The organism is Pseudomonadota bacterium, from assembly GCA_018823285.1.
In the GTDB taxonomy this organism is placed as follows: Bacteria; Desulfobacterota; Desulfobulbia; order Desulfobulbales; family JAGXFP01; genus JAHJIQ01.
This window is the reverse complement of record JAHJIQ010000046.1, coordinates 21,977-40,643: the sequence shown is the minus strand read 5'-3', so window position 1 is coordinate 40,643 and position 18,667 is coordinate 21,977. Positions and strand designations below refer to the sequence as shown.

At 53.4% G+C, this 18,667-nt stretch carries 17 protein-coding genes; 6 read left to right on the top strand and 11 right to left on the bottom strand.

Annotated features, from left to right (window positions below; all coding sequences use genetic code 11):
* Positions 1 to 304: 304 nt before the first annotated feature.
* Together KKG35_11130 and KKG35_11125 are read right to left on the bottom strand one after the other, a co-directional pair.
* Positions 305 to 1,594 (bottom strand): ATP-binding protein, encoded by a 1,290-nt coding sequence (locus KKG35_11130; GenBank protein MBU1738679.1) that lies wholly within the window; start codon positions 1,592 to 1,594, stop codon positions 305 to 307.
* A 488-nt stretch (positions 1,595 to 2,082) separates the two neighbouring features.
* Positions 2,083 to 3,366, bottom strand: a complete 1,284-nt coding sequence (locus KKG35_11125) for a diguanylate cyclase (GenBank protein MBU1738678.1) — start codon at positions 3,364 to 3,366, stop codon at positions 2,083 to 2,085.
* A 208-nt stretch (positions 3,367 to 3,574) separates the two neighbouring features.
* Here KKG35_11125 and KKG35_11120 point away from each other — a divergent pair, with 208 nt between their 5' ends.
* Positions 3,575 to 3,889 carry a pyrimidine/purine nucleoside phosphorylase gene (locus KKG35_11120; protein MBU1738677.1) on the top strand — a complete coding sequence of 105 codons (315 nt, stop codon included), beginning with the start codon at positions 3,575 to 3,577 and terminating at the stop codon, positions 3,887 to 3,889.
* 103 nt (positions 3,890 to 3,992) lie between these two features.
* Here KKG35_11120 and KKG35_11115 read toward each other — a convergent pair whose 3' ends face one another.
* From KKG35_11115 to KKG35_11100, 4 genes are all read right to left on the bottom strand, one after another.
* Positions 3,993 to 5,243, bottom strand: coding sequence for a type II toxin-antitoxin system HipA family toxin (locus tag KKG35_11115; protein MBU1738676.1), 1,251 nt, complete (start codon positions 5,241 to 5,243; stop codon positions 3,993 to 3,995).
* Positions 5,240 to 5,554 (bottom strand): helix-turn-helix domain-containing protein, encoded by a 315-nt coding sequence (locus tag KKG35_11110; protein ID MBU1738675.1) that lies wholly within the window; start codon positions 5,552 to 5,554, stop codon positions 5,240 to 5,242. Before KKG35_11110 ends, KKG35_11115 begins: the two co-directional genes overlap by 4 nt.
* Before the next feature lie 121 nt (positions 5,555 to 5,675).
* Positions 5,676 to 6,062, bottom strand: coding sequence for an Hsp20/alpha crystallin family protein (locus KKG35_11105; GenBank protein ID MBU1738674.1), 387 nt, complete (start codon positions 6,060 to 6,062; stop codon positions 5,676 to 5,678).
* A 47-nt stretch (positions 6,063 to 6,109) separates the two neighbouring features.
* Complete coding sequence (locus tag KKG35_11100) at positions 6,110 to 6,559, bottom strand: Hsp20/alpha crystallin family protein (GenBank protein ID MBU1738673.1); 450 nt, start codon at positions 6,557 to 6,559, stop codon at positions 6,110 to 6,112.
* A 233-nt stretch (positions 6,560 to 6,792) separates the two neighbouring features.
* Here KKG35_11100 and KKG35_11095 point away from each other — a divergent pair, with 233 nt between their 5' ends.
* Together KKG35_11095 and KKG35_11090 are read left to right on the top strand one after the other, a co-directional pair.
* Positions 6,793 to 7,389 carry a hypothetical protein gene (locus KKG35_11095; GenBank protein MBU1738672.1) on the top strand — a complete coding sequence of 199 codons (597 nt, stop codon included), beginning with the start codon at positions 6,793 to 6,795 and terminating at the stop codon, positions 7,387 to 7,389.
* Between the two features lie 231 nt (positions 7,390 to 7,620).
* A complete protein-coding gene (locus KKG35_11090) occupies positions 7,621 to 8,208 on the top strand; it encodes a HupE/UreJ family protein (protein ID MBU1738671.1) in 588 nt (195 codons plus the stop codon).
* 78 nt (positions 8,209 to 8,286) lie between these two features.
* Here the strand turns inward: KKG35_11090 and KKG35_11085 are convergent, their stop codons facing one another.
* Entirely contained in the window at positions 8,287 to 9,891 is a 1,605-nt protein-coding gene (locus KKG35_11085) for a hypothetical protein (protein ID MBU1738670.1), read from the bottom strand.
* Positions 9,892 to 9,969: 78 nt separating this feature from the next.
* Positions 9,970 to 10,881: an extracellular solute-binding protein gene (locus tag KKG35_11080; protein ID MBU1738669.1), complete on the bottom strand. Its 912-nt coding sequence runs from the start codon at positions 10,879 to 10,881 to the stop codon at positions 9,970 to 9,972.
* 271 nt (positions 10,882 to 11,152) lie between these two features.
* Here KKG35_11080 and KKG35_11075 point away from each other — a divergent pair, with 271 nt between their 5' ends.
* Both KKG35_11075 and KKG35_11070 read left to right on the top strand, forming a co-directional pair.
* Positions 11,153 to 11,743, top strand: coding sequence for a hypothetical protein (locus tag KKG35_11075; protein ID MBU1738668.1), 591 nt, complete (start codon positions 11,153 to 11,155; stop codon positions 11,741 to 11,743).
* 242 nt (positions 11,744 to 11,985) lie between these two features.
* On the top strand, positions 11,986 to 14,319 hold the full coding sequence (locus KKG35_11070) for a DUF3365 domain-containing protein (GenBank protein ID MBU1738667.1): 2,334 nt from the start codon (positions 11,986 to 11,988) through the stop codon (positions 14,317 to 14,319).
* A gap of 92 nt (positions 14,320 to 14,411) precedes the next feature.
* On the opposite strand, the gene KKG35_11065 is transcribed toward KKG35_11070, so the two are convergent.
* Positions 14,412 to 15,503, bottom strand: coding sequence for a 3-isopropylmalate dehydrogenase (locus KKG35_11065; GenBank protein MBU1738666.1), 1,092 nt, complete (start codon positions 15,501 to 15,503; stop codon positions 14,412 to 14,414).
* Positions 15,504 to 15,679: 176 nt separating this feature from the next.
* Between KKG35_11065 and KKG35_11060 the strand changes: the two genes are divergently transcribed.
* Positions 15,680 to 15,922 carry a hypothetical protein gene (locus KKG35_11060; GenBank protein MBU1738665.1) on the top strand — a complete coding sequence of 81 codons (243 nt, stop codon included), beginning with the start codon at positions 15,680 to 15,682 and terminating at the stop codon, positions 15,920 to 15,922.
* On the opposite strand, the gene KKG35_11055 is transcribed toward KKG35_11060, so the two are convergent.
* Together KKG35_11055 and glgX are read right to left on the bottom strand one after the other, a co-directional pair.
* On the bottom strand, positions 15,861 to 16,400 hold the full coding sequence (locus KKG35_11055) for a GDSL family lipase (GenBank protein MBU1738664.1): 540 nt from the start codon (positions 16,398 to 16,400) through the stop codon (positions 15,861 to 15,863). The two genes, KKG35_11060 and KKG35_11055, sit on opposite strands and share 62 nt — an antisense overlap.
* Before the next feature lie 29 nt (positions 16,401 to 16,429).
* A complete protein-coding gene (gene glgX, locus KKG35_11050) occupies positions 16,430 to 18,556 on the bottom strand; it encodes a glycogen debranching protein GlgX (GenBank protein ID MBU1738663.1) in 2,127 nt (708 codons plus the stop codon).
* Between the last annotated feature and the right edge of the window lie 111 nt (positions 18,557 to 18,667).

Below are 18,667 nucleotides of genomic sequence, written 5' to 3'. Positions count from 1 at the left end.
CTACGACGACATAGAGACGGACGGCTATCATATCTTCAGCCGCACCAGCGCCAGAACCAGCGGGTTCTATCCGAATCGGTTTCCGGATTATCCGGGCGCCACACTCTCCGAACTGTCGGTCGGCGACCGGATCACCATCAGAGAACGGGGTCAGGCTTGACAAATGGGTATTTGGAAGCATTCAGAAAAGGGGTCTCGTTTTGGCTCATGTCTGAATAAAGTAGGGTTATTTCATAGTGTTACTGCGGGAAAATTAGAGGCTGGTTTGCCAATCGGCGTCAGGCCCCGAAATTGCGTCACCCCGTTAGTCGTCAAGGAGCCATTCGGCCGCTTTGCGGACCTGCACCGGCACCCCGCGCAGCGTGAAAGGCGTATCGTTCATATCGGTCAGAATCAGGGCCTCGGACGGCCGTATCGCCTGGAAGACATCCTCCAGTGCGCGGATTTCTCTCTTTCGCGCCGCTTCGTTTGTGTAATCGTGGCAGACCTGAATCAGTTGGCCGGTTGTCGGCAGGAAAAAATCGACCTCGTAGCCGCCCGGTGTCATGCAGTAGTGGATTTCGGACGTTCGACGGCGCAAGGCGAGAAAGATCGCGTTTTCGAGCCAGCGGCCGGTATTGGGCGAAAATGAAAAGCCCAGCGAGTTTCCCATGCCGGTGTCGATGCAGTAGACCTTCTTGGGCGCTATCTGCTGACGCTTGACGGAATGGGCATAGACGTTGACCGTAAAAAACAGCCAACTATTTTCCAGAAAGCCGATGTAATTCTTGATGGTGTTGACACTGCCCACCTTGAACTGTTCTTTGAGTTTGTTGAAGGAGATCAAGGCGGCCGGGTTGCTCAGCAGGAAAGAGCCGAGTTCCTTGATCACCGGGACCGAGTCGACGCGGTGCCGGGTCACCACATCCCGGTAGAGAATATCGTCATACAGGGTGCGGAGCAGGGGAAGCTCCGGATACTTGAGACTGTCGGGAATGCCGCCGAATTGGAGATAGGAAAGGAGTTCCTTCTGCAGCAGGGCGGAGTCCGTTGTCGTCAGCCGGGCGAGATCAAAGGCCGTCTCATTTTTAAAGCGCAGGTACTCGTCGAAGGAAAAGGGGAAGAGTTCAACCGGGACATAACGGCCGGTCAGGCGGGTGCCTAGTTCCCGGCTGAGCAGTGAGGCGTTGGAGCCGGTAATGAAGAATTTATAGCCAAGGTCCATGAACCGCCGGACAAAGGCTTCCCATCCCTCAATATTTTGGATTTCATCGATGACAAAGGTCTTCCGCTCTCCGAACAACTCGACCAGAGTTGAATAAAGATGGGTTGCATCGTCAGGCCGGAAACCGAGAAAACGGTCGTCCTCGAAATTCACGTAATAAAAACTGCCCTCGCCAAGCCGGTGCGCCATCTGGGCCAGCAAGGTCGACTTGCCGACCCTGCGCAGGCCGGAGATCACCACCGCGTGGGGTACTTCTGCGGCCTGCTCAACGCGTGCCAACTGTGCCCGTTTGATGCCGGTATCCCGATCCCAGAAAGCCTGGAGCTGTTCCAGGAGCATCGCCTTGACCTGCTCTTTCGACCATTTTGACCGCCAGTTTGTTTCGCTCATACAAGAAGAATACGCCAAATTGTTTTCAGTGTCAATGAAGACAATCGGAGTCAGAAGGGTATCGATATAGGGAGGTTCGGGGGCTACTTCATTGTTTTCCTGTACTGGTCCACCAAGTGCGGTTCACAGAAATGTGGTCAAAGAAAAGTGAGGCGGGTCATGAGGCGTGAGGCGGGTCATGAGGCGGGTCAGGCTTGCGTTATTGCATTATCTAGGCGATACAGTCAACATACCTCTTGACTGTACGTAACAAACTGAAGATATCATAACCTCATCATAAGCTTGGCCAAACTATTGATGTTTACCGTACATCTCAACTGTCAGTTCAGATTAAAACTCAATCATTTTTAGGGTCTGATCAAATCTGAATTATTAAAAATGAAAAACCTTGCACCCTCCATGCAACCTATTCTTCCACAATTATTCACTCTTCACTTTTAACTATTAATTGTCCTTCCCATCCTTCCACAATTTTTAATTCTACATTTTTAATTTTTAATTGTCGTTTCAGGCTTCGCCCCTGAAACGGCCACCCGATTTCGACCGCCCTCTTTGGCTCTGTAGAGTGCACCATCGGCCTCGTTGACCAGATTGGTCTCGTCCAGAGCGTTCTGTGGAAAGACCGCGACCCCAACGCTCACCGTAACCCTAATCTCTGTGGCGTCATCAATCCTGAAACTCTCTTCACCAACCGCCCGGCGTATCCGTTCGGCAGCAGCCATGGCCCCGTCCATTGCTGTTTCCGGCAGAATGACCACGATCTCCTCACCACCGTATCTGGCGGTCTTGTCCCCGGGCCGGAGCGCAGCAACCACCCTTCGGGCCACCCCGATCAGGACTGCATCACCTGCCAGGTGCCCGTATTGATCGTTGACCATTTTGAAATGATCGATATCGATCATCAGAAAGCCCAGGGGATGTTTGTACCTTCTGGCCCTCAAGATCTCCTCGACAATTCTTTTGTTGAACTCCCGCCGGTCGAGAATGCCGGTCAGCCCGTCCCGGGTGGCAAAATCCCTGATCTGTTCCGCCATCCGGTTGAATACCGTGGCCAGCTCACCGATTTCATCATCCCTCTGGACCTCGACCCTGACCCCGAGTTCACCCTCTCCGAAGCTGCGCACTCCGCGTTGCAGGGATTTTAATGGCTGCAGGATGGAACGGGAAATCGTGACCCCGACAAACAGAATCAGAATAATTCCGACAGAAAATGTAATGACGATCAGCCGGATCATTTTCTCCAGGGTCTTATGGGCCCCCTCAGCATGATCAACAGCCTCTCTGATCATCTCCAGGATCAGGCTGTCAACCGTTGCCAGAGCCTTGTCGTAAGCCGCATCCATCTCTTCCATCTCTTTTTTTGCTGCTCCGGTTTCATGCGGCTTCTCCAGGGCAAGGATCCTTCTGCTGAGTTCCCTTCCCCGCTGCCAGTCGTTTCTGGCCTCCTGGAGCAGTTTGTATTCATTACTCAGGTCAAATTCATTCCCCATAATCTCGGAGAACGCTTTGACGGTCCGCTGTTCAACCAGGGTGAACTCCTCCCTTTCCTGAACACCGCCATGGACCAGATAGTCGTTGGCCGGCATGGCTGACCTGGCCATAAAGCTTTCCAGGCGCATGATCGGGATCGCCTCATCAAAAGCCTCCTCCATCACCTCATCAAGCCCGTGCAATGCTTTCAGCAGATAAATGAAAGAGCCTATTCCCAGAACCAGCAAGGGTATGGTGACCAGGGCCATACCGGCGAGAAGCCTTGACCTGATTGAATTCACAAACAACCTCAAAGAAGAGTTTATTTAGCGGCAAAAAAATAGTATCACAATCGCTGTACCGGAATGAACGCAAAATTATATTTTTAGCCGATTCCCACACTTCATCGTGATATTTTTCTGTCATTCCGTGCTTGACCCGAAACCCGGAAACCGGGTCAGGCATGGAATGACGAAAAAAACTTAAAAAACCAGATCAGGGAGAACAATAATGTCTGAATTCAACAACGTAACAGTAATGAAAAAGGCCAATGTTTACTTTGACGGCAAGGTGACCAGCCGAACGGTGGTTTTCGCCGACGGGTCAAAAAAAACCCTCGGGGTGATGCTGCCCGGCGAGTATGAATTCAATACCGATGCCAAAGAAAATATGGAGATTATGGCAGGCAAGCTCGAAGTGCTGCTGCCCGGAGCTGACGGCTGGCGGAAAATTTCCGGTGGTGAATCCTTCGACGTCCCGGCCAATGCCAAATTCGGCCTGAAAATAAAAGAACTGACCGACTACTGCTGTTCTTTTCTCAAGTAACCGGCAGAAAACAAAAAAAATGGGGCAGCGGGATCTTCTCCCGCTGCCCCGGATGAATTCTTATCACACAACAGGGCGCATTCCGTTAAAGCTTCTTTCTGTTTTATTTGGAAGTCATCCTTGCTCCTCGTTTTGCCGGGCCTGTTTTCTCCAGGCGGTTTCTGATGTCTGTTCCTATTACTTCTGCGTCTTTTCCAGGCACTCCGTACTCTTTGAAAACCGCCTCCCACCCGGATACGGCATCATGAACTGCAGTGGCTACTTCCAAGGCTTGCTGCCTCCGTTTTATTCCGAAGTGTTTCGCTTCAGCCAGCAGGGTTTCAAGATCCGGCGGTCTGCAGTCGGGCCCTATGCTTAACGCATGCTCCTGGTTCCGGCCAATGTTCGGGACCAGATCAAATGCCGGACTCAGCCTCCAACCCTCCTGGTCATGCAACATGCAGAAGTTTTTCAGATGGTCATCAGTGTTGCCTACCATCGTATTAAATATCATCTGCCGGTAGAGCATATACAGATCCCGATGCGGGATTGTGGAAACATATCTGATCGCCGCCGCCAGGTCCCTGTAGCCGGCATAGTAATATCCATCGGCTTTCAGGAGAGACTGCATGCTGATCAGGTGATTCCGGCCTCCGGCGGCATTGATATCAAACCGTTTAACCAGCAGACACTTGCGGGAGCCAAAGGATAACACTCTGGTCTCGGCTGTTTCTACTCCAGCCAGGCGGGCCAATTTCATCACTGCGGCTTCAAGGCTTACAACATCCAGTCTGTCCTTGGTGCTGGTGAATTTTGCCAGATAGTCATCGTTTCCGTCCGCAACCAGCGCTTTGGGCCGGGCCCCACCCGGGGAACTGCCCGCCTGGAACAACATGGATAATGCATCATCGGCGATAAGGCCCGGGTCATTTTCATACTGCTCTGCCATGACAGCAAGTTCTTCCAGATGACGGCAGAAAACCTTAGCCGGTGAAGGCAAGGGCTCATCCTCCCCATAAATCAAGGCCCCAAGTCCTTGCCCCCCCAACAATCTTAAGAGATGCGGCACTCTTTGTTCACTTCGCCCAAGCTTATAGCGGCGAATCATAATGCTTCGCCCCCAGTCATCCGGGAGGCTGTCTTCAAAAACACCATGGACCCCGGAATGTGGCCGATCTGCAGCAAATGATGCAGTAGTCAGCGGGAGGTGCCGAGGATCGAGCGAAAATGCTTCCGGAGCTTCCAGATATTCCGGCGCGTAACGGAACTGTCCGTGTAGCGCCCCTCTGGGATCGGGGTCTTTAACCGCCAGTTCTCCAACCTTCAGGATTTCCCCACTTGGCGACGACAACCAGATATTGAGTTTTATTATCATTTTTTACCTTTGCGCTTTCCACCGGCCCGCTTTCTTTTTTGCTTAATTATCTCCAATTGCGCAAACAAGTCCGTTGGTTCAGCGAGAACATTCTCCCACCCTGTAATCCTGTCAAGCAGGTTGCTCGCCATGAGCCAGTTTCCGATCGGTGTCTGAGGAGAACCCTTCTCCATTTTGCTGTAAGATTGCCTGGTAATTCCGAGCCTCTGGGCGAACAACTCCTGGCTTTCATTTCTGGAAAGGCGCGCTTCCTTTAAACGCTCCCCGAGTTGTTTTAACAAGTGCTCTGTGTCCGTGATAATGTTATTCATAATTAACATAAATACGTAAAAATCAATATTATGTAAACAATTTATTACAATTATCAAGGAAACAAAAAAATGGGGCAGCGGGATTTTCTCCCGCTGCCCCAGACCTTCAAGACCGACGCCCTCAGGCGGCCTTGATCTCGATCTGTCTCGGCTTTGCCGCTTCCGATTTCGGCAGGTGCAGCCGCAATACGCCTTCTTTGAGTTCCGCTTTTACCTTGCCGACATCAATGGTCTGCGGCACCGAGAAGGTCCGTGCATACTGAACCTCTCCGAATTCCTCCCATTGACCGACGCCGGTGGTGGCCATCTTCCGCAAACCTACCAGAGTGAGCTTTCCGTTATCGATATTCACATCGATGTCTTCCTTTGCCACCCCCGGCATATCGGCATGAAGAAGAATCTCGTTCTTATTTTCATAGATATCCACAGCCGGGCTGACTGTGTCGATCGGCCTTGTGGTTTCAGGCCTGGTCTCTTCTCTTTTTGCAATATCCTTTTTCTCACTCATGACAATCCTCCATTTCCGGAAAAATTGAACGATTTTTTTTTCACTCTTTATTTGATCGCAATCTGCCTGGGTTTTGCTGCTTCCGCCTTGGGCAGCGACAGTTTCAGAATACCGTCTTTGAGTGACGCATTGACCTTGCCGCCCTCGACATCGGCAGGAAGGGTGAAGCTCCGGGAAAAACTCGCGGTTCCCCTCTCTGTCCGGTGGGTTGAATAGCCCTCCGGCGCATCGGATTTCCGGTTGCCGCTGATCTCCAGATAATTCCCCTGGATCTTCACATTGAGGTCCTCCTTCGCAAAGCCGGGAACTTCAGCGAGAATCTCAAACCCCTCACCGGTATCATACAGATTGGTTCTCGGCAGAATATCAACTCCTGCCTCCCGGCCCCATCGATACCCGTACGGCAGACCGTACTCAGAAAAAACCCGGTCCATTCTGTTCTGCAGCAAACCCATTGCGCCAAGCATCCGGTCAACATCTCTCCATCTCGTCAACATTGTTCTACCTCCTCCTGTCATTTGTTCTCACACCAGGAGATCATAAGGCATCCCTGGTTTTGATCCTTTGCAGGAACCGACACCTCGTTCCTTCCGGCGAAAAATCTAATTACCAATAGCGCTTTGTCAACATCGCCATCATTATTTTTTTTACATTTTCTTTTTTATTACTTTTTTTACAATAGGTTGACAAAGTAATGAATCCGGAATACTTTTTCCCGGGGGTGAAAACGATGAACAACCGCAACAGAAAAACACAGGCTTCTATCAAAACCGAACTGGATCTGACCGCCGATACATTGAAGGGGAAACAGTCTGTACGGGCAACGTTCCGGCTGCCCAGCCAGGCCATCGATCTTTTGAGTATTGCCGCCACCCAGTTGGGCCTGAAACAGAAATCGCTCTTTGACCAGCTGGTTGAAAACCGGAGCGTGCTGGATCAGGTTGCCAATGAGGCAAGGGATTATGAAACGGGGGTAAATGAGAGGCGGCAGAAAACCTTTGTTCTCAGCAGAAATTCGCTGGACTCGCTGGAGCAGATTGCCGTCGCCCACAAAATGCCACGGGATGTCCTGGTTGAAGTTTCCATCCGCAGGCTGATGCCGGTCATCTCCGCCGAACAGGCAAAACAGCGTGAAAGAACCCTTCTGCTTCAAGACCTGAAGCAATTCCTCAAGCAGGGACTGGAAATCCTGCACAAGTCGGAAAAAAGTCTTGGCCCAGATGACCCCGTATCCAAAAAGATCACAACCCTTACCGACTCCTGCGCACGCAATATCGGTGAAATCGAAGAGTTGGTGGAAAAAGGGCGGCTGATGGATCAGCTCTAGTGAAGAGTGAAGAGTGAAGAGTGAAGAGTGAAGAGTGAAGAGTGAAGAGTGAAGAGTGAAGAGTGAAGAGAATTTTACCCCCCTGGTAGCATCCCATCCACCATTTTTCATTCTTCATTTTACATTTTTCATTGTCTTTCCACCCTGACGAAATTATTGACACCCTCTGACCCGTCGGGTATTTTTTGTGCTACTTTTTTAAATATTGTAGCACAACCCCGGGAGAACGATATGCGTAAATTGATCGGTGTTACTCTTGCTGTCTGCCTTTTTCCAACCCTTGCCCAGGCCCATATTCTGAGCGGCGAGGGCGGGTTCCTCTCCGGCCTGACCCATCCGGTTTTGGGCTTCGACCATTTTCTGGCCATGCTTTCCGTCGGCATCCTGAGCGCCCAGATGGGCGGCCGGGCAATCTGGACCGTGCCCGCGACCTTTGTCTGTGTGATGGCTGTCGGCGCCTTCATCGGGATCAAGGCGATCCCGCTGCCGGGAGTTGAATACGGGATCGCCCTCTCGGTGCTGATTCTGGGGTTTGCCCTGGCCATGGAAAAAAAGCTGGTTCCGCTCTGGGCGATGGTCTGCGTCGGCGTCTTCGCGATCTTTCACGGGCATGCCCATGGTAACGAAATGCCGAAGATCGTCAGCCCGGCCATTTACGCTGTCGGCTTTCTGGCCGGAACCGCCGCCATCCACCTTGCCGGGGTGCTGATCGGGGTTTTTTCAGGAAAAACCGCAAAAGGGGCCGATTTCTTACGATACGTTGGCGCAGGGATCTCCGGAATCGGGGTCCATATCATCTACATTCTGGCAAAATACTAGCAGATTCCAATCAATAAAGCCGTCAGGCTGTCACCCATCAGACAGCCTGACGGCGGATACAACCTTCATCAGGCAACGCTAAAAATCCTCAAATTCATCATCTCCGGCAAACGGGGTCAGCTTCTCGGGTTTTGTCCGGGTTCTTCCCGAATCGCTCCTGTTTTCCAGTGCCGGAATCTTCCTTGAACCGCGTGTCGATCTGTTGTGATACCCCGAACCTTCGGCGGAGTCATAAGCCACTTTCTTCCCGCCTTGCAGACCGCCCTCTTTACCGCCGACCAAAGTGCTGAGATCCGCAACGTAACCGGTCATCCGTGCGGCCTGGCCTTTCATCTCCTCGGAAACACTTGCCGCCTGCTCGGCATTGGCGGCGGTCTGCTGGACCACCCGGTCGATTTCCGTTACCGCCTTGTTGATCTGTTCAATGCCGGTTGTCTGCTCATTTGAGGCACTGGCAATCTCTCCGACCAGAGTCCCCACTTTCAAAGCCTTGTCGGCCACCTGCTGAAACTCATCGTTTGTTGCCGCGACCAATTCAGAGCCAACCCTGACCTTGGCAACAGTCCCCTCGATCAGGCCGGCGGTATTGCGGGCCGCCTCCGCCGCCCGCATGGCCAGATTCCGCACCTCATCGGCCACCACGGCAAACCCTGCCCCCGCTTCACCGGCCCGGGCTGCTTCAACGGCGGCGTTCAACGCCAGGAGATTGGTCTGAAAGGCGATCTCATCGATGGTCTTGATGATCTTGGAGGTGTCTTCGCTGGCCCGGGTGATTTCCGCCATGGATACGGTCTGCCGGTCCATGGAAGCGTTGGCCTGGGCAATGACCCGGTTGGCATCCTGCATCAGGGTGTTGCATTGACCAGCGTTATCGGCATTCTGACGGGCCATGGCCGCCATCTCCTCAAGCGAGGAAGAGGTCTCCTCAAGGGACGCCGCCTGCTCTCCGGCTCCTTCCGCCAGTCCCTGGCTGGCCCGGGTCAGCTGGTTGCTGGCATCGGCAACCTGCCCGGCGCCCTTCGCCAATCCGGCGGTCACATTCTTGACCGGGGCCATGACAAATCGCGCCAGACAGAAGTAGATCACCAGACAGAGACCGACCACCCCGAACAGCGCCATGACAAAGATCGAGAAGGACAAAGACCTTGTTGTCTCGCGCACATCACCCGTCACGTCACTTCTCAGGGCACCGATCCTTTCGGTAAGTGAGCCGATAATCTTATTCACCCGGTCAAGACTCATCCCGACCATCACAAAGCCCACAAGCCTGCCTTCATGGGTGACTTCTTGCTCGATAGTCTGCAGGTTTTCCGGAACTTCTTTATTTTCTGTCAGAAGGTTCTTTTCAGTATCATAAAAGCAGACATGCACAATATCCTGGTCACTTTCGGCGTTTCGGGAAAGCCGGTTCAGGGCGTCGAAATCATATTCGGCAATCAGCCCCGCGCCGGTATCCGCAAGGAGGCCGGCAATCGCCTTGCCTTTCTCACCGACCTGTTCAGTTAACGTTGTCTCCTGCCGCCCTTTCTCACCGTTCATCCCTTCGCCAAAGGTGACCACCATCTGGTCCATCGCCTTGCTGACAAGAGAGATAAGGGTCGCAGCCATACCGATAAACATCACGACCGTGATAATCGACATGATTGAAAGAAACTTCGCGGCAATGCCCTTGGTTTGAGCCATAAAGATCAATCCTCTGGTAGATGAGCCTCTTGCATACTGGACATTTTGCGAGAGGCTCACATGTTCATGTTCGCCCGATTACGGGAGGCTGTCGAAATTCACGATCCGGTCGGTGGTTTCCCAATGTTTGAACTTTGCCTTCAACCCCACGCTTTGCCTGACCGAGGCGGTGCCGGCTGCCTCGACAACCCCCTGCCCCTCGTCGGAGAGGAGCCAGTCGAGAAACGCCTTGACCTCCCCGGCCGGCTTCCCTTTGGTGGAGATAAAAAGAGGGCGGAAGGTCGAATAGGAACCGGAGGCGATGCTTGCGGCGTCCGCCTTGTGGCCGTCCACTGCGAGAATTTTCATGCTCTCGCCGCTGTCCACCCTCTTTTTGGCGCTGCTGAAACCAGTCAAACCGAAAGCTGTGACATCCGATTTGATCTTGTTCTCAACCGGGCCGGTGCTCTTCAGGACCAGAGCATCGGCGGCAAAATCGACATCGGGATCGTTGAAGATGATCTTTCTTGCCATATAGCCGACCCCGTTTGTTTTCCCGGTGCGGGTCACCAGGAGAATCTTCTGGTCCGGCCCCCCGAGATCCTTCCAGTTGGTGATCTCTCCCTGCAGGACTTTCTTCAAATTCTCAGTGGTGATGGAATCCACCGGATTGTCCTTCTGGACGATGGGCACCAGGGCGTCCCAGGCCACCACGGTCAGATAGACCTCGCCTTCCTCGGCGGGGAATTTGCCGGGCAGGCTCGGCCGGCAGTTGCCGCCCATGTCGACTTCGCCGGAATTAGCCGCCCTGATTCCCTTGGTGGCGCCGCCTCCGGAAAGACTGATCACCACCCCGGTCTTTTTCTTATAGGCATCGGCGGCCTCGGCCATAAAGGCGATCTTGGTGATGCCGCACCCGGTCCATTTCATCATCTCCGCAGCCGTAGCGGTACCACAGAATATTCCCAACAGCAGAACTGCCATCATCACCTTGCCAATCGTCTTCGTCATCCCGACATCCTCCATGATATTTTGAAACAGCTTGGTATAAAGTCAGTAATAAAGTGTGCGACAAAATGTCACATCAAGTCAACCCCCCCCAAAAAAAATCTCCTTATAAAGCCACAACACCAGGCCCTCAACAATTCAAAGCTTCGCGAGGCCGGCTGGAGAAGGAGCCACGCCAATCGTAGCGAAGATTGACAGCCGGTCTCATTGCAGGTAAACCTCTGCTGACATGCACCATTGGCCCTTCTTCAGATACGAAAAGTCGGGGACGAAAATGAACAACACATTGTATTGCAAAAGTTGCGGGCAGGATCAATCCGGAGCGGAAGCTGAAAAAACGGATTTCAACTGCCCGCAGTGCGGCGGAAAGCTGTTGCCGAAAGAGCAGGGAACACCTCCCGGCAACAAAACCGGAGTCAGGATTGCCGCCTTCACCGCAATGGCTGTTGTTGCCTTTGCGGCGCTCTATTTTCTCCGGCCGGGAAAAGAATACCGTTCACCCGACATCCCGTTTCCAGACAATTCCGGCTCCGGAATCGCAGCGAGCCTTCTGGAGAGCGCCCGCTCCCTGAACAGCAAAACCCCCTTCATGGTCGACAACTCGACCCGGCTTGATGAAGTGGTCGTCGAAGGGAGCACGATCACCTACAAGAACACCCTGGTCAACCTGACCGATGAAGACCGCGCCCGGGAGGATGTCTTCAAAAAGAACATCACCCGGTACCTGACCGAAAAATATTGCGGCAATGAAAAGGCCCGCAATGGAATGAAAGCCGGGATCGTCTACAGTCAGGATTATTCCGGCCGCGACGGGGCTCTGCTCTTCAGTGCGACGGTAACCTATGCCGATTGCGAAGCGCTGTGATTCGGCAAATAATCAACACCGATCGAGTCGTCAAAACCCCGGATGGATGCGTGGAACGTACTTCAACCAGCGTCTCAACTGAAGCTTTTACAATCATCGGTGTGAAGCAGAACACACGTTGAACCACCCTTCGCCAAACATTTACCTCCTGCACAGCTTGACTTTTCCCCTCTCTCTATTGCAACATGGAAAAGAGCAACCCTCTGTAAAACAATTCCGGCGAAATCAAGCGGGGGCATTTTTTGAAGAACAGGATTCACTTCTCTTTTCTGCTGCTGTTCTGGACGGCAGTGGTTCTCTGTTCACTTCTATGGAACAACCATTCCATCGACAGGAATACACTCATCCTCGCCAGAAGCACCGGCTCGTCCTTTTTCAAGGAGATCGAAACCACCCGGCTCTGGAATGCCAGACACGGCGGGGTGTATGTGCCGGTGACCGAAAAGACCCAACCCAACCCCTACCTGAAGGATCCGGACCGCGATGTAACCACCCTCTCAGGGCTGGAACTGACCAAAATCAACCCCGCCTTCATGACCAGGCAGATTGCGGAAATCGCCGAAACCGAAAACAATATCAGGTATCATATCACCAGTCTGAACCCTCTCAGACCTGACAACAGGGCTGATGCCTGGGAAACGGCAACCCTGAAGAGATTCGAGGCCGGAGAGCGTGAGTTTCTGGAATTTATCGAATCTTCATCCCAATACAGGTATATGGCCCCGCTGGCCGTCAAAGAGGCGTGCCTGAAATGCCACGCGGAACAAGGATACCGGCTTGGCGAGATCCGCGGCGGGATCAGTGTGACGATCCCCGCCGGACCTTTCCTTGCCGCGGAAAAATCCTCGAAAAATCACCTCCTGCTCTTTCATGCCCTCGTTCTGGTTCTGGGTCTCGGGATTTTGAGCTTCTTCAACAGCCTCGGCCTCAAACAGGAAAAAAAGATCAAGGAGAAAAACAGCGAACTGAAATACCGAATCGCAGAATGCCGGGAAGTCACCAAAACCCTGGAACAATCATTCCAGGAACTCTCTTCGGCAATGAATGAATCCGGAGATGCGGTCTACTTTCTCGATCTCAACCGCCGCCTTCTCCGGGGGAACAATGTTTTTTACAAGATGATTCGGAGTACTCCGGATCAGGCCACAGGCAGACATATTGAACAATTGATCCACCCTGATGGCGAATCTGAACCGTGCCCGGTCTGCCTCGCCCAGAACAGACTGGAAGACGCGGTCATCACCATGGAAATCGATCACCCGAACAACCCGGCAGGCAAGCCCATTGAAGTGACCGTTAAAGTCGTCCGGGACCATCAGGAGCAGCCGCTGAGCATCTACGTCTGCATCCACGATCTGACCCGTACCAGAAATGAAGCCAATGAAAAAAGACGCCTTGAAGAGCAGCTGCGGCAGGCCCATAAGATGGAGGCGATCGGCACCCTGGCCGGCGGCATCGCCCACGATTTCAACAACCTGCTGACTCCGATTATCGGTTACGCCGAAATGGCCCGCCGGGAACAACACCCCGAAAGAAGCCAGATGCCGATCTACCTTGAAGAGATCCTGAACGCAGGATCCCGGGCCAGGGACCTGGTCAAGAACATCCTTTCCTTCAGCCGCAAAGCGGAGCAGGAAAAGAAACCGCTCAACCTCCACCCGATCATCAATGAGGCGATCAAGCTGATCCGCGCTTCAATCCCGACCACCATCGAGATAAAGCAGGAGCTTGACCCATACTGCGGGAGCATTCTGGGAGATCCGTCCCAGATTCATCAGATCCTGATCAATCTCTGCACCAATGCTGCACATGCTATGGAGAAAACAGGCGGGATCCTGGAGGTTTCCCTGCACAAAACCAGGCTTGAAAAAAAGGATCTGGAAAATGAGATCACCATGCAGCCTGGAGACTATATTGAAGTCTCGGTAAAAGACAACGGTGAAGGTATTCCCCCGGAAATTATTGACCGGATTTTCGAACCCTACTTCACCACCAAATCGGCCGCAAAGGGTTCAGGGATGGGCCTTGCCATCGTCCACGGGATCGTCAAAAGCCACCATGGACTGATCAAGGTGGTCAGCGATACTGACCGGGGAGGCGCCTGGATCAGGGTTTTCTTCCCGAAGATTGAGGAGGTCGAGATTAAACAACCGGAAGAAATCGACCCGCTGCCGATGGGCAGTGAAAATATCCTGGTGGTCGATGATGATGACGCGGTTGCCGGAATCCATTGCCGAATGCTGGAATGGCTCGGCTATGAAGTGACCGTAGAAAGCGGCAGCCTGGAAGCCCTTGCAACCTTCCGCGCCAACCCCGATCAGTTTGATCTGGTGATCACCGACCAGACCATGCCGAAGATGACCGGGGAACAGCTGACCAGGGAACTCCTTGCCGTAAGACCGGATCTTCCGGTTATCCTCTGCACCGGCTACAGTGAGCAGATCAACGAGGAAGCCGCAAAAGCCGCCGGTGCGAGCGCCTTCATGATCAAGCCCCTGGAGCAGCACGATTTGGCCCACACCGTCCGGGAGTTACTGGACCGGAAAGGGCAATTAAGAGTGAAGAGTGAAGAGTGAAGAGTGAAGAGTGAAGAGTGAAGAGTGAAGAATTTTACCCCCTCTGTAACGTCACATCTACAATTCTTCATTCTTCATTTTTAATTCTTCATTCATTTCAAATACCCGACAATCCTGTCGCCGAATTCTCCCGTGGTCAGAACGGTGTCGCCGTCTGGCTTCCGCCCGGCCAGTTCCGGGGTGGTATATCCTTCAGCGAAAAGGCGGAACATCGCATTCCAGATCGCATCGGACTCCTCAATCAAACCGAAACATTTGTCCAAAAGAAAGGCGACACTGCCGATCATTGAATAGGGGTTTGCGATGTTCTGCCCGGCAATATCGGGAGCGGAGCCATGGGCCGGTTCCACATACCCTTTTTCCGGCCCGATACAGGCCGAGGGCATGAGCCCGAGAGAACCGAGGATGCCGCCCGCCTGATCGGTGAGGATGTCCCCCTGCATGTTTTCCAGGAGCATGACCCCGTTGAACTGACGGGGGTTCTTGACCAGCTGGAAGGCCGCATTATCAACCAGGATCGAATGCAATTCGACATCCTTGTATTCACCACTGACTTCGGCAACGATATCGTTCCAGAAACGTGACGTGGCAAGGACATTGGCTTTATGGACATTGAAGAGCGGAGAGCCTTTTTTGCGCGCCTCAACAAAAGCGGCATGGGCAATATCTTCAACCTGCTTCCTGGTATAGATGCAGTCGTCACTGGCATATTCCATACCGGTGGCCGAGCCCTCTTTTTTATCACCAAAGTAGATCCCGCCCACCAGCTCCCGGATCATCAATATATCAATGCCCTCACCGATGATCTCCTCCCGGATGGGTGAAAAATGGGCCAGAGCTTTCGGCAGAAAAACCGGCCGGAAATTCAGAAAGGTGTTGTATCTTTTCCGCAAAGGCAGGATCGCCCCGATCTCCGGTCGAAACTCCTGGGGGATGGTCGCCATCTTCTCCACCGCCAACCCCACCGGGCCTTTGATGATCCCGTCGGCCTCATCACAGATCTGTTTTGCCTCATCGGGAAAAGGGGTGCCATGGGAGAAATAGGCGTTCGCTCCGAAAGGCGCGTGTTTTATCTGAAACGAATGATCATATTTTTTTTCAATGGCCGCAAGGACCTTGAGCCCTTCAGCGGTAATCTCCGGCCCGATACCGTCACCTTCCAGAACTGCAATTTTCTTTTTCATGATTCTTTCCCGGTTCTTCTTTTAAAACTGCAAAATGTGCGGATATATCGACTGTTAAATGGGTCGGCAATATTAAATGACCTGGCGCTCCTTGTCAAAGACAGATTTTCAGAATAGTCTGCACCGGACAACTTAAAAGCAAAAAAAACCATTATCCCATCGAGAGGAAATCACAAATGACGAGAAAGATCGGCGCCATTGTCCTTCTGCTGCTACTGCTTGGCGTCCCATTTCTCGATTGGCGTCTTGGCGCGGTCATCTGGATGGCCGCCTGGCTGACCTTTATCCTGCAAAAACTCTTCACCCGAAGAAACTGGAAGATCGGCGAGGAGACCGACAATGCCACGGAAATAACGCCTACTTCCGATTCAGATAACTCTCCAGAGCCCCCGACCAGATCCGGTAGCCCTCGCGGGTGAGATGGACCTCGTCCTCCAGCATCCCTGCCAGAGCCCGCCCTTCCTTGCCAGCCATCGCCGACCAGACATCCAGATAATCGGCGCCATTCCGTTCGGCCAATTCCTTTAATCTCCCATTCACCCGTTCCACCGTATCAGGAGCCAGATAGCCAAGCTCCATCGGCAACAGGCTGTTGACCAGCAGGTCCGCGTCAGTCCACGCCTTTTTGAAAGTGCTCAGGATGCCTTCATAGGAGGCATGAAAGGCAAAATTTTCCATCGCCACATTGTTGGTGCCGATCATAATCAGGACCAGGTCAGGAGGAGCAAAGCGCCGGACAATGTTTTCCGCCCGAAGCTGCAATTCCTCAACCGATTCTCCGGCCCGACCGAGATTATCAACCTTCAGTTCGGGAAAACGCCCCTGCCAGTCGAAAAACTCGATCATTGAGTCCCCGACCAGGAGAAGGTGCCGGTATTTGCCCATTTTGTCCCCCATATCACCACCAATGGTTCATTGCAACTGCATCACTCCTTCTTCGCAATCAGGACCGCCGCAGCCATCGCTTCCAGCTTGAATTCATGTCCGGTGAAAAGGGGCGCCTCATCCTCCTCCGCAATGTCCCGTGGCGATCCCGCCGCAGTGTTGATCAGGAGATGCCAGCGGCTCCCCCGGGGCGGCGGAGGCACCACGATGCGCTCCGGTTTGCCGCCGCCTTGCAGCATCACGAAAAAATCATTGTCCCTTGTTTTCTCCCGACTCCCTCTGCCGTCAAGGAAAAAACAGAGAACCCTGCATTCGCCGGACCAGTCGGTTTTCCCAGGTTTCGTGGCCTGCCAGCGGATCTCGGGAAATGGTACTTCTCCTTCCGGAAAAAACTCGGCCCGCCTGAAAACCGGATGCGCCTTGCGCAGTGCGATCAACCGGCGGAAAAACCGGTGCAGCCCCTTGTTTTTCTTTGCCTGCCCCCAGTCGATCCAGCCGATTTCATTGTCCTGGCAATAGGCATTGTTGTTGCCTCTCTGGGTCCGCCCGAACTCGTCTCCGGCCAGCATCATCGGGGTTCCCTGGGAAAGAAAAAGGATTACAGCAAAGGTCCGGACCCGGCGCTGCCGCAACCGGTTTATCTTCCGGTCTGCGACCTCGCCCTCCGCCCCGCTGTTCCAGCTCCGGTTGTCGTTGGTGCCGTCACGGTTGTCCTCGCCGTTCATCTCGTTATGCTTCTGTTCGTAACTGACCAGATCATACAGGGTAAACCCGTCATGGCTGGTGATGAAGTTGATGCTGTTGAACGGCGCCCGGTCCAGCTGGTAGAGATCGGCGCTACCGCTGATCCGGGTGGCGAGTGCGGCAACGGTGTTCTCGTGACCGGCCACAAAGGACCGGACATCGTCGCGATAGCGCCCGTTCCATTCCGCCCAGCGCGGATGGCGGGAAAAACTTCCCACCTGATAAAGTCCGGCCGCATCCCAGGCCTCGGCGATGATCTTGATATCGGCGAGGATCGGGTCTTCGGCAATCTGCTCCACCATCGGCGGGTTTTCCATCACCTCGCCCCGTGAATTGCGGCCGAGCACCGAGGCAAGATCAAACCGGAAGCCGTCCACGTGCATTTCGGTGACCCAGTAATGCAGGCAGTCCATGATCAGGCTCCGGAACAGGGGGTGGTTACAGTTCAAAGTATTGCCGCAGCCGGAAAAGTTCATATACTCCCGACTCTCCGGATCAAGAATATAATAGATGGAATTGTCCAGCCCCCGGAAACTGAAGACCGGCCCGTCGCCGCCACCTTCTCCGGAATGGTTGAAGACGATATCGAGAATCACCTCGATCCCGGCCCGGTGCAGCGCCTTGACCATCGTCTTGAATTCGTTGACCTGCCCACCATTGCGACCATTCACGGCATAGGAGGCCTTCGGGGCGAAAAAGGCCATCGGGCTGTAGCCCCAGAAGTTTTTCAGTTTTTCCCCGGTCTTGGGGTTATGGGCCAGGATTTCATTTTCGTTGAATTCGGTCACGGGCAGAAGCTCAACCGCCGTGACACCCAGTTTCTTCAGGTAGGGGATTTTTTCAATCACCCCGAGATAAGTCCCCGGATATTTTGCTGCCGAGGAGGAGTGGCAGGTAAAACCGCGCACATGCATCTCGTAGATGATCGAATCCTTCAGCGGAATATTCAGGGGCCGCTCCCCCTCCCAGTCGAAATCATCTTTCACCAGGCAGCAGCGGCGCCGGAAACCTTTCAGCTGACGGGAATCCTCTTCACCGCTCCGCCTGTAGGCTTGCCCCCAGACGGAACTTCCGGTCAGGGCCCTGGCATAAGGATCAAGCAGCAGGTTCTTCCCGGAAAACCGATGCCCTTCGCCTTCCGGATCCCAGGGGCCGGTCACCCGGTAGACATAACGGATTTCAGGGTCGAGATCCTGGACCAGAATGTGCCAGACATCTCCCGTCCGGTTGATGCCGGGATCAAGTGTAAATTCCGCAATTGCCGGTCCGGAGCCACTCCGGAACAGGAGCAGGGTGACACTTTCGGCGTTCCGGGAAAAGAGGGAGAAATTAACCCCCCCTTTCTTTTCACTGGTCCCAAATGGCAGCGGACTGCCGGGGCTGGTTGGATATGAATTCACTTCACTCACCAATCGAATGCGCATATAAAGTTGTTGACTAAACAGGAACGATTATTGTTTAATGAGAATCATCACACCGTGGAAACATTCTACGGATTCGAAATGCGAATATCAATCTCAAGATGCGTTCCCTGC

Excerpts from the sequence above, each read along its gene's own strand:
- KKG35_11130 (MBU1738679.1), bottom strand. The coding sequence starts at position 1,594 with ATGAGCGAAACAAACTGGCGGTCAAAATGGTCGAAAGAGCAGGTCAAG.
- KKG35_11120 (MBU1738677.1), top strand. The coding sequence starts at position 3,575 with ATGTCTGAATTCAACAACGTAACAGTAATGAAAAAGGCCAATGTTTAC.
- KKG35_11115 (MBU1738676.1), bottom strand. The coding sequence starts at position 5,243 with ATGATAATAAAACTCAATATCTGGTTGTCGTCGCCAAGTGGGGAAATC.
- KKG35_11110 (MBU1738675.1), bottom strand. The coding sequence starts at position 5,554 with ATGAATAACATTATCACGGACACAGAGCACTTGTTAAAACAACTCGGG.
- KKG35_11105 (MBU1738674.1), bottom strand. The coding sequence starts at position 6,062 with ATGAGTGAGAAAAAGGATATTGCAAAAAGAGAAGAGACCAGGCCTGAA.
- KKG35_11100 (MBU1738673.1), bottom strand. The coding sequence starts at position 6,559 with ATGTTGACGAGATGGAGAGATGTTGACCGGATGCTTGGCGCAATGGGT.
- KKG35_11095 (MBU1738672.1), top strand. The coding sequence starts at position 6,793 with ATGAACAACCGCAACAGAAAAACACAGGCTTCTATCAAAACCGAACTG.
- KKG35_11090 (MBU1738671.1), top strand. The coding sequence starts at position 7,621 with ATGCGTAAATTGATCGGTGTTACTCTTGCTGTCTGCCTTTTTCCAACC.
- KKG35_11085 (MBU1738670.1), bottom strand. The coding sequence starts at position 9,891 with ATGGCTCAAACCAAGGGCATTGCCGCGAAGTTTCTTTCAATCATGTCG.
- KKG35_11080 (MBU1738669.1), bottom strand. The coding sequence starts at position 10,881 with ATGACGAAGACGATTGGCAAGGTGATGATGGCAGTTCTGCTGTTGGGA.
- KKG35_11075 (MBU1738668.1), top strand. The coding sequence starts at position 11,153 with ATGAACAACACATTGTATTGCAAAAGTTGCGGGCAGGATCAATCCGGA.
- KKG35_11065 (MBU1738666.1), bottom strand. The coding sequence starts at position 15,503 with ATGAAAAAGAAAATTGCAGTTCTGGAAGGTGACGGTATCGGGCCGGAG.
- KKG35_11060 (MBU1738665.1), top strand. The coding sequence starts at position 15,680 with ATGACGAGAAAGATCGGCGCCATTGTCCTTCTGCTGCTACTGCTTGGC.
- KKG35_11055 (MBU1738664.1), bottom strand. The coding sequence starts at position 16,400 with ATGGGGGACAAAATGGGCAAATACCGGCACCTTCTCCTGGTCGGGGAC.
- glgX (MBU1738663.1), bottom strand. The coding sequence starts at position 18,556 with ATGCGCATTCGATTGGTGAGTGAAGTGAATTCATATCCAACCAGCCCC.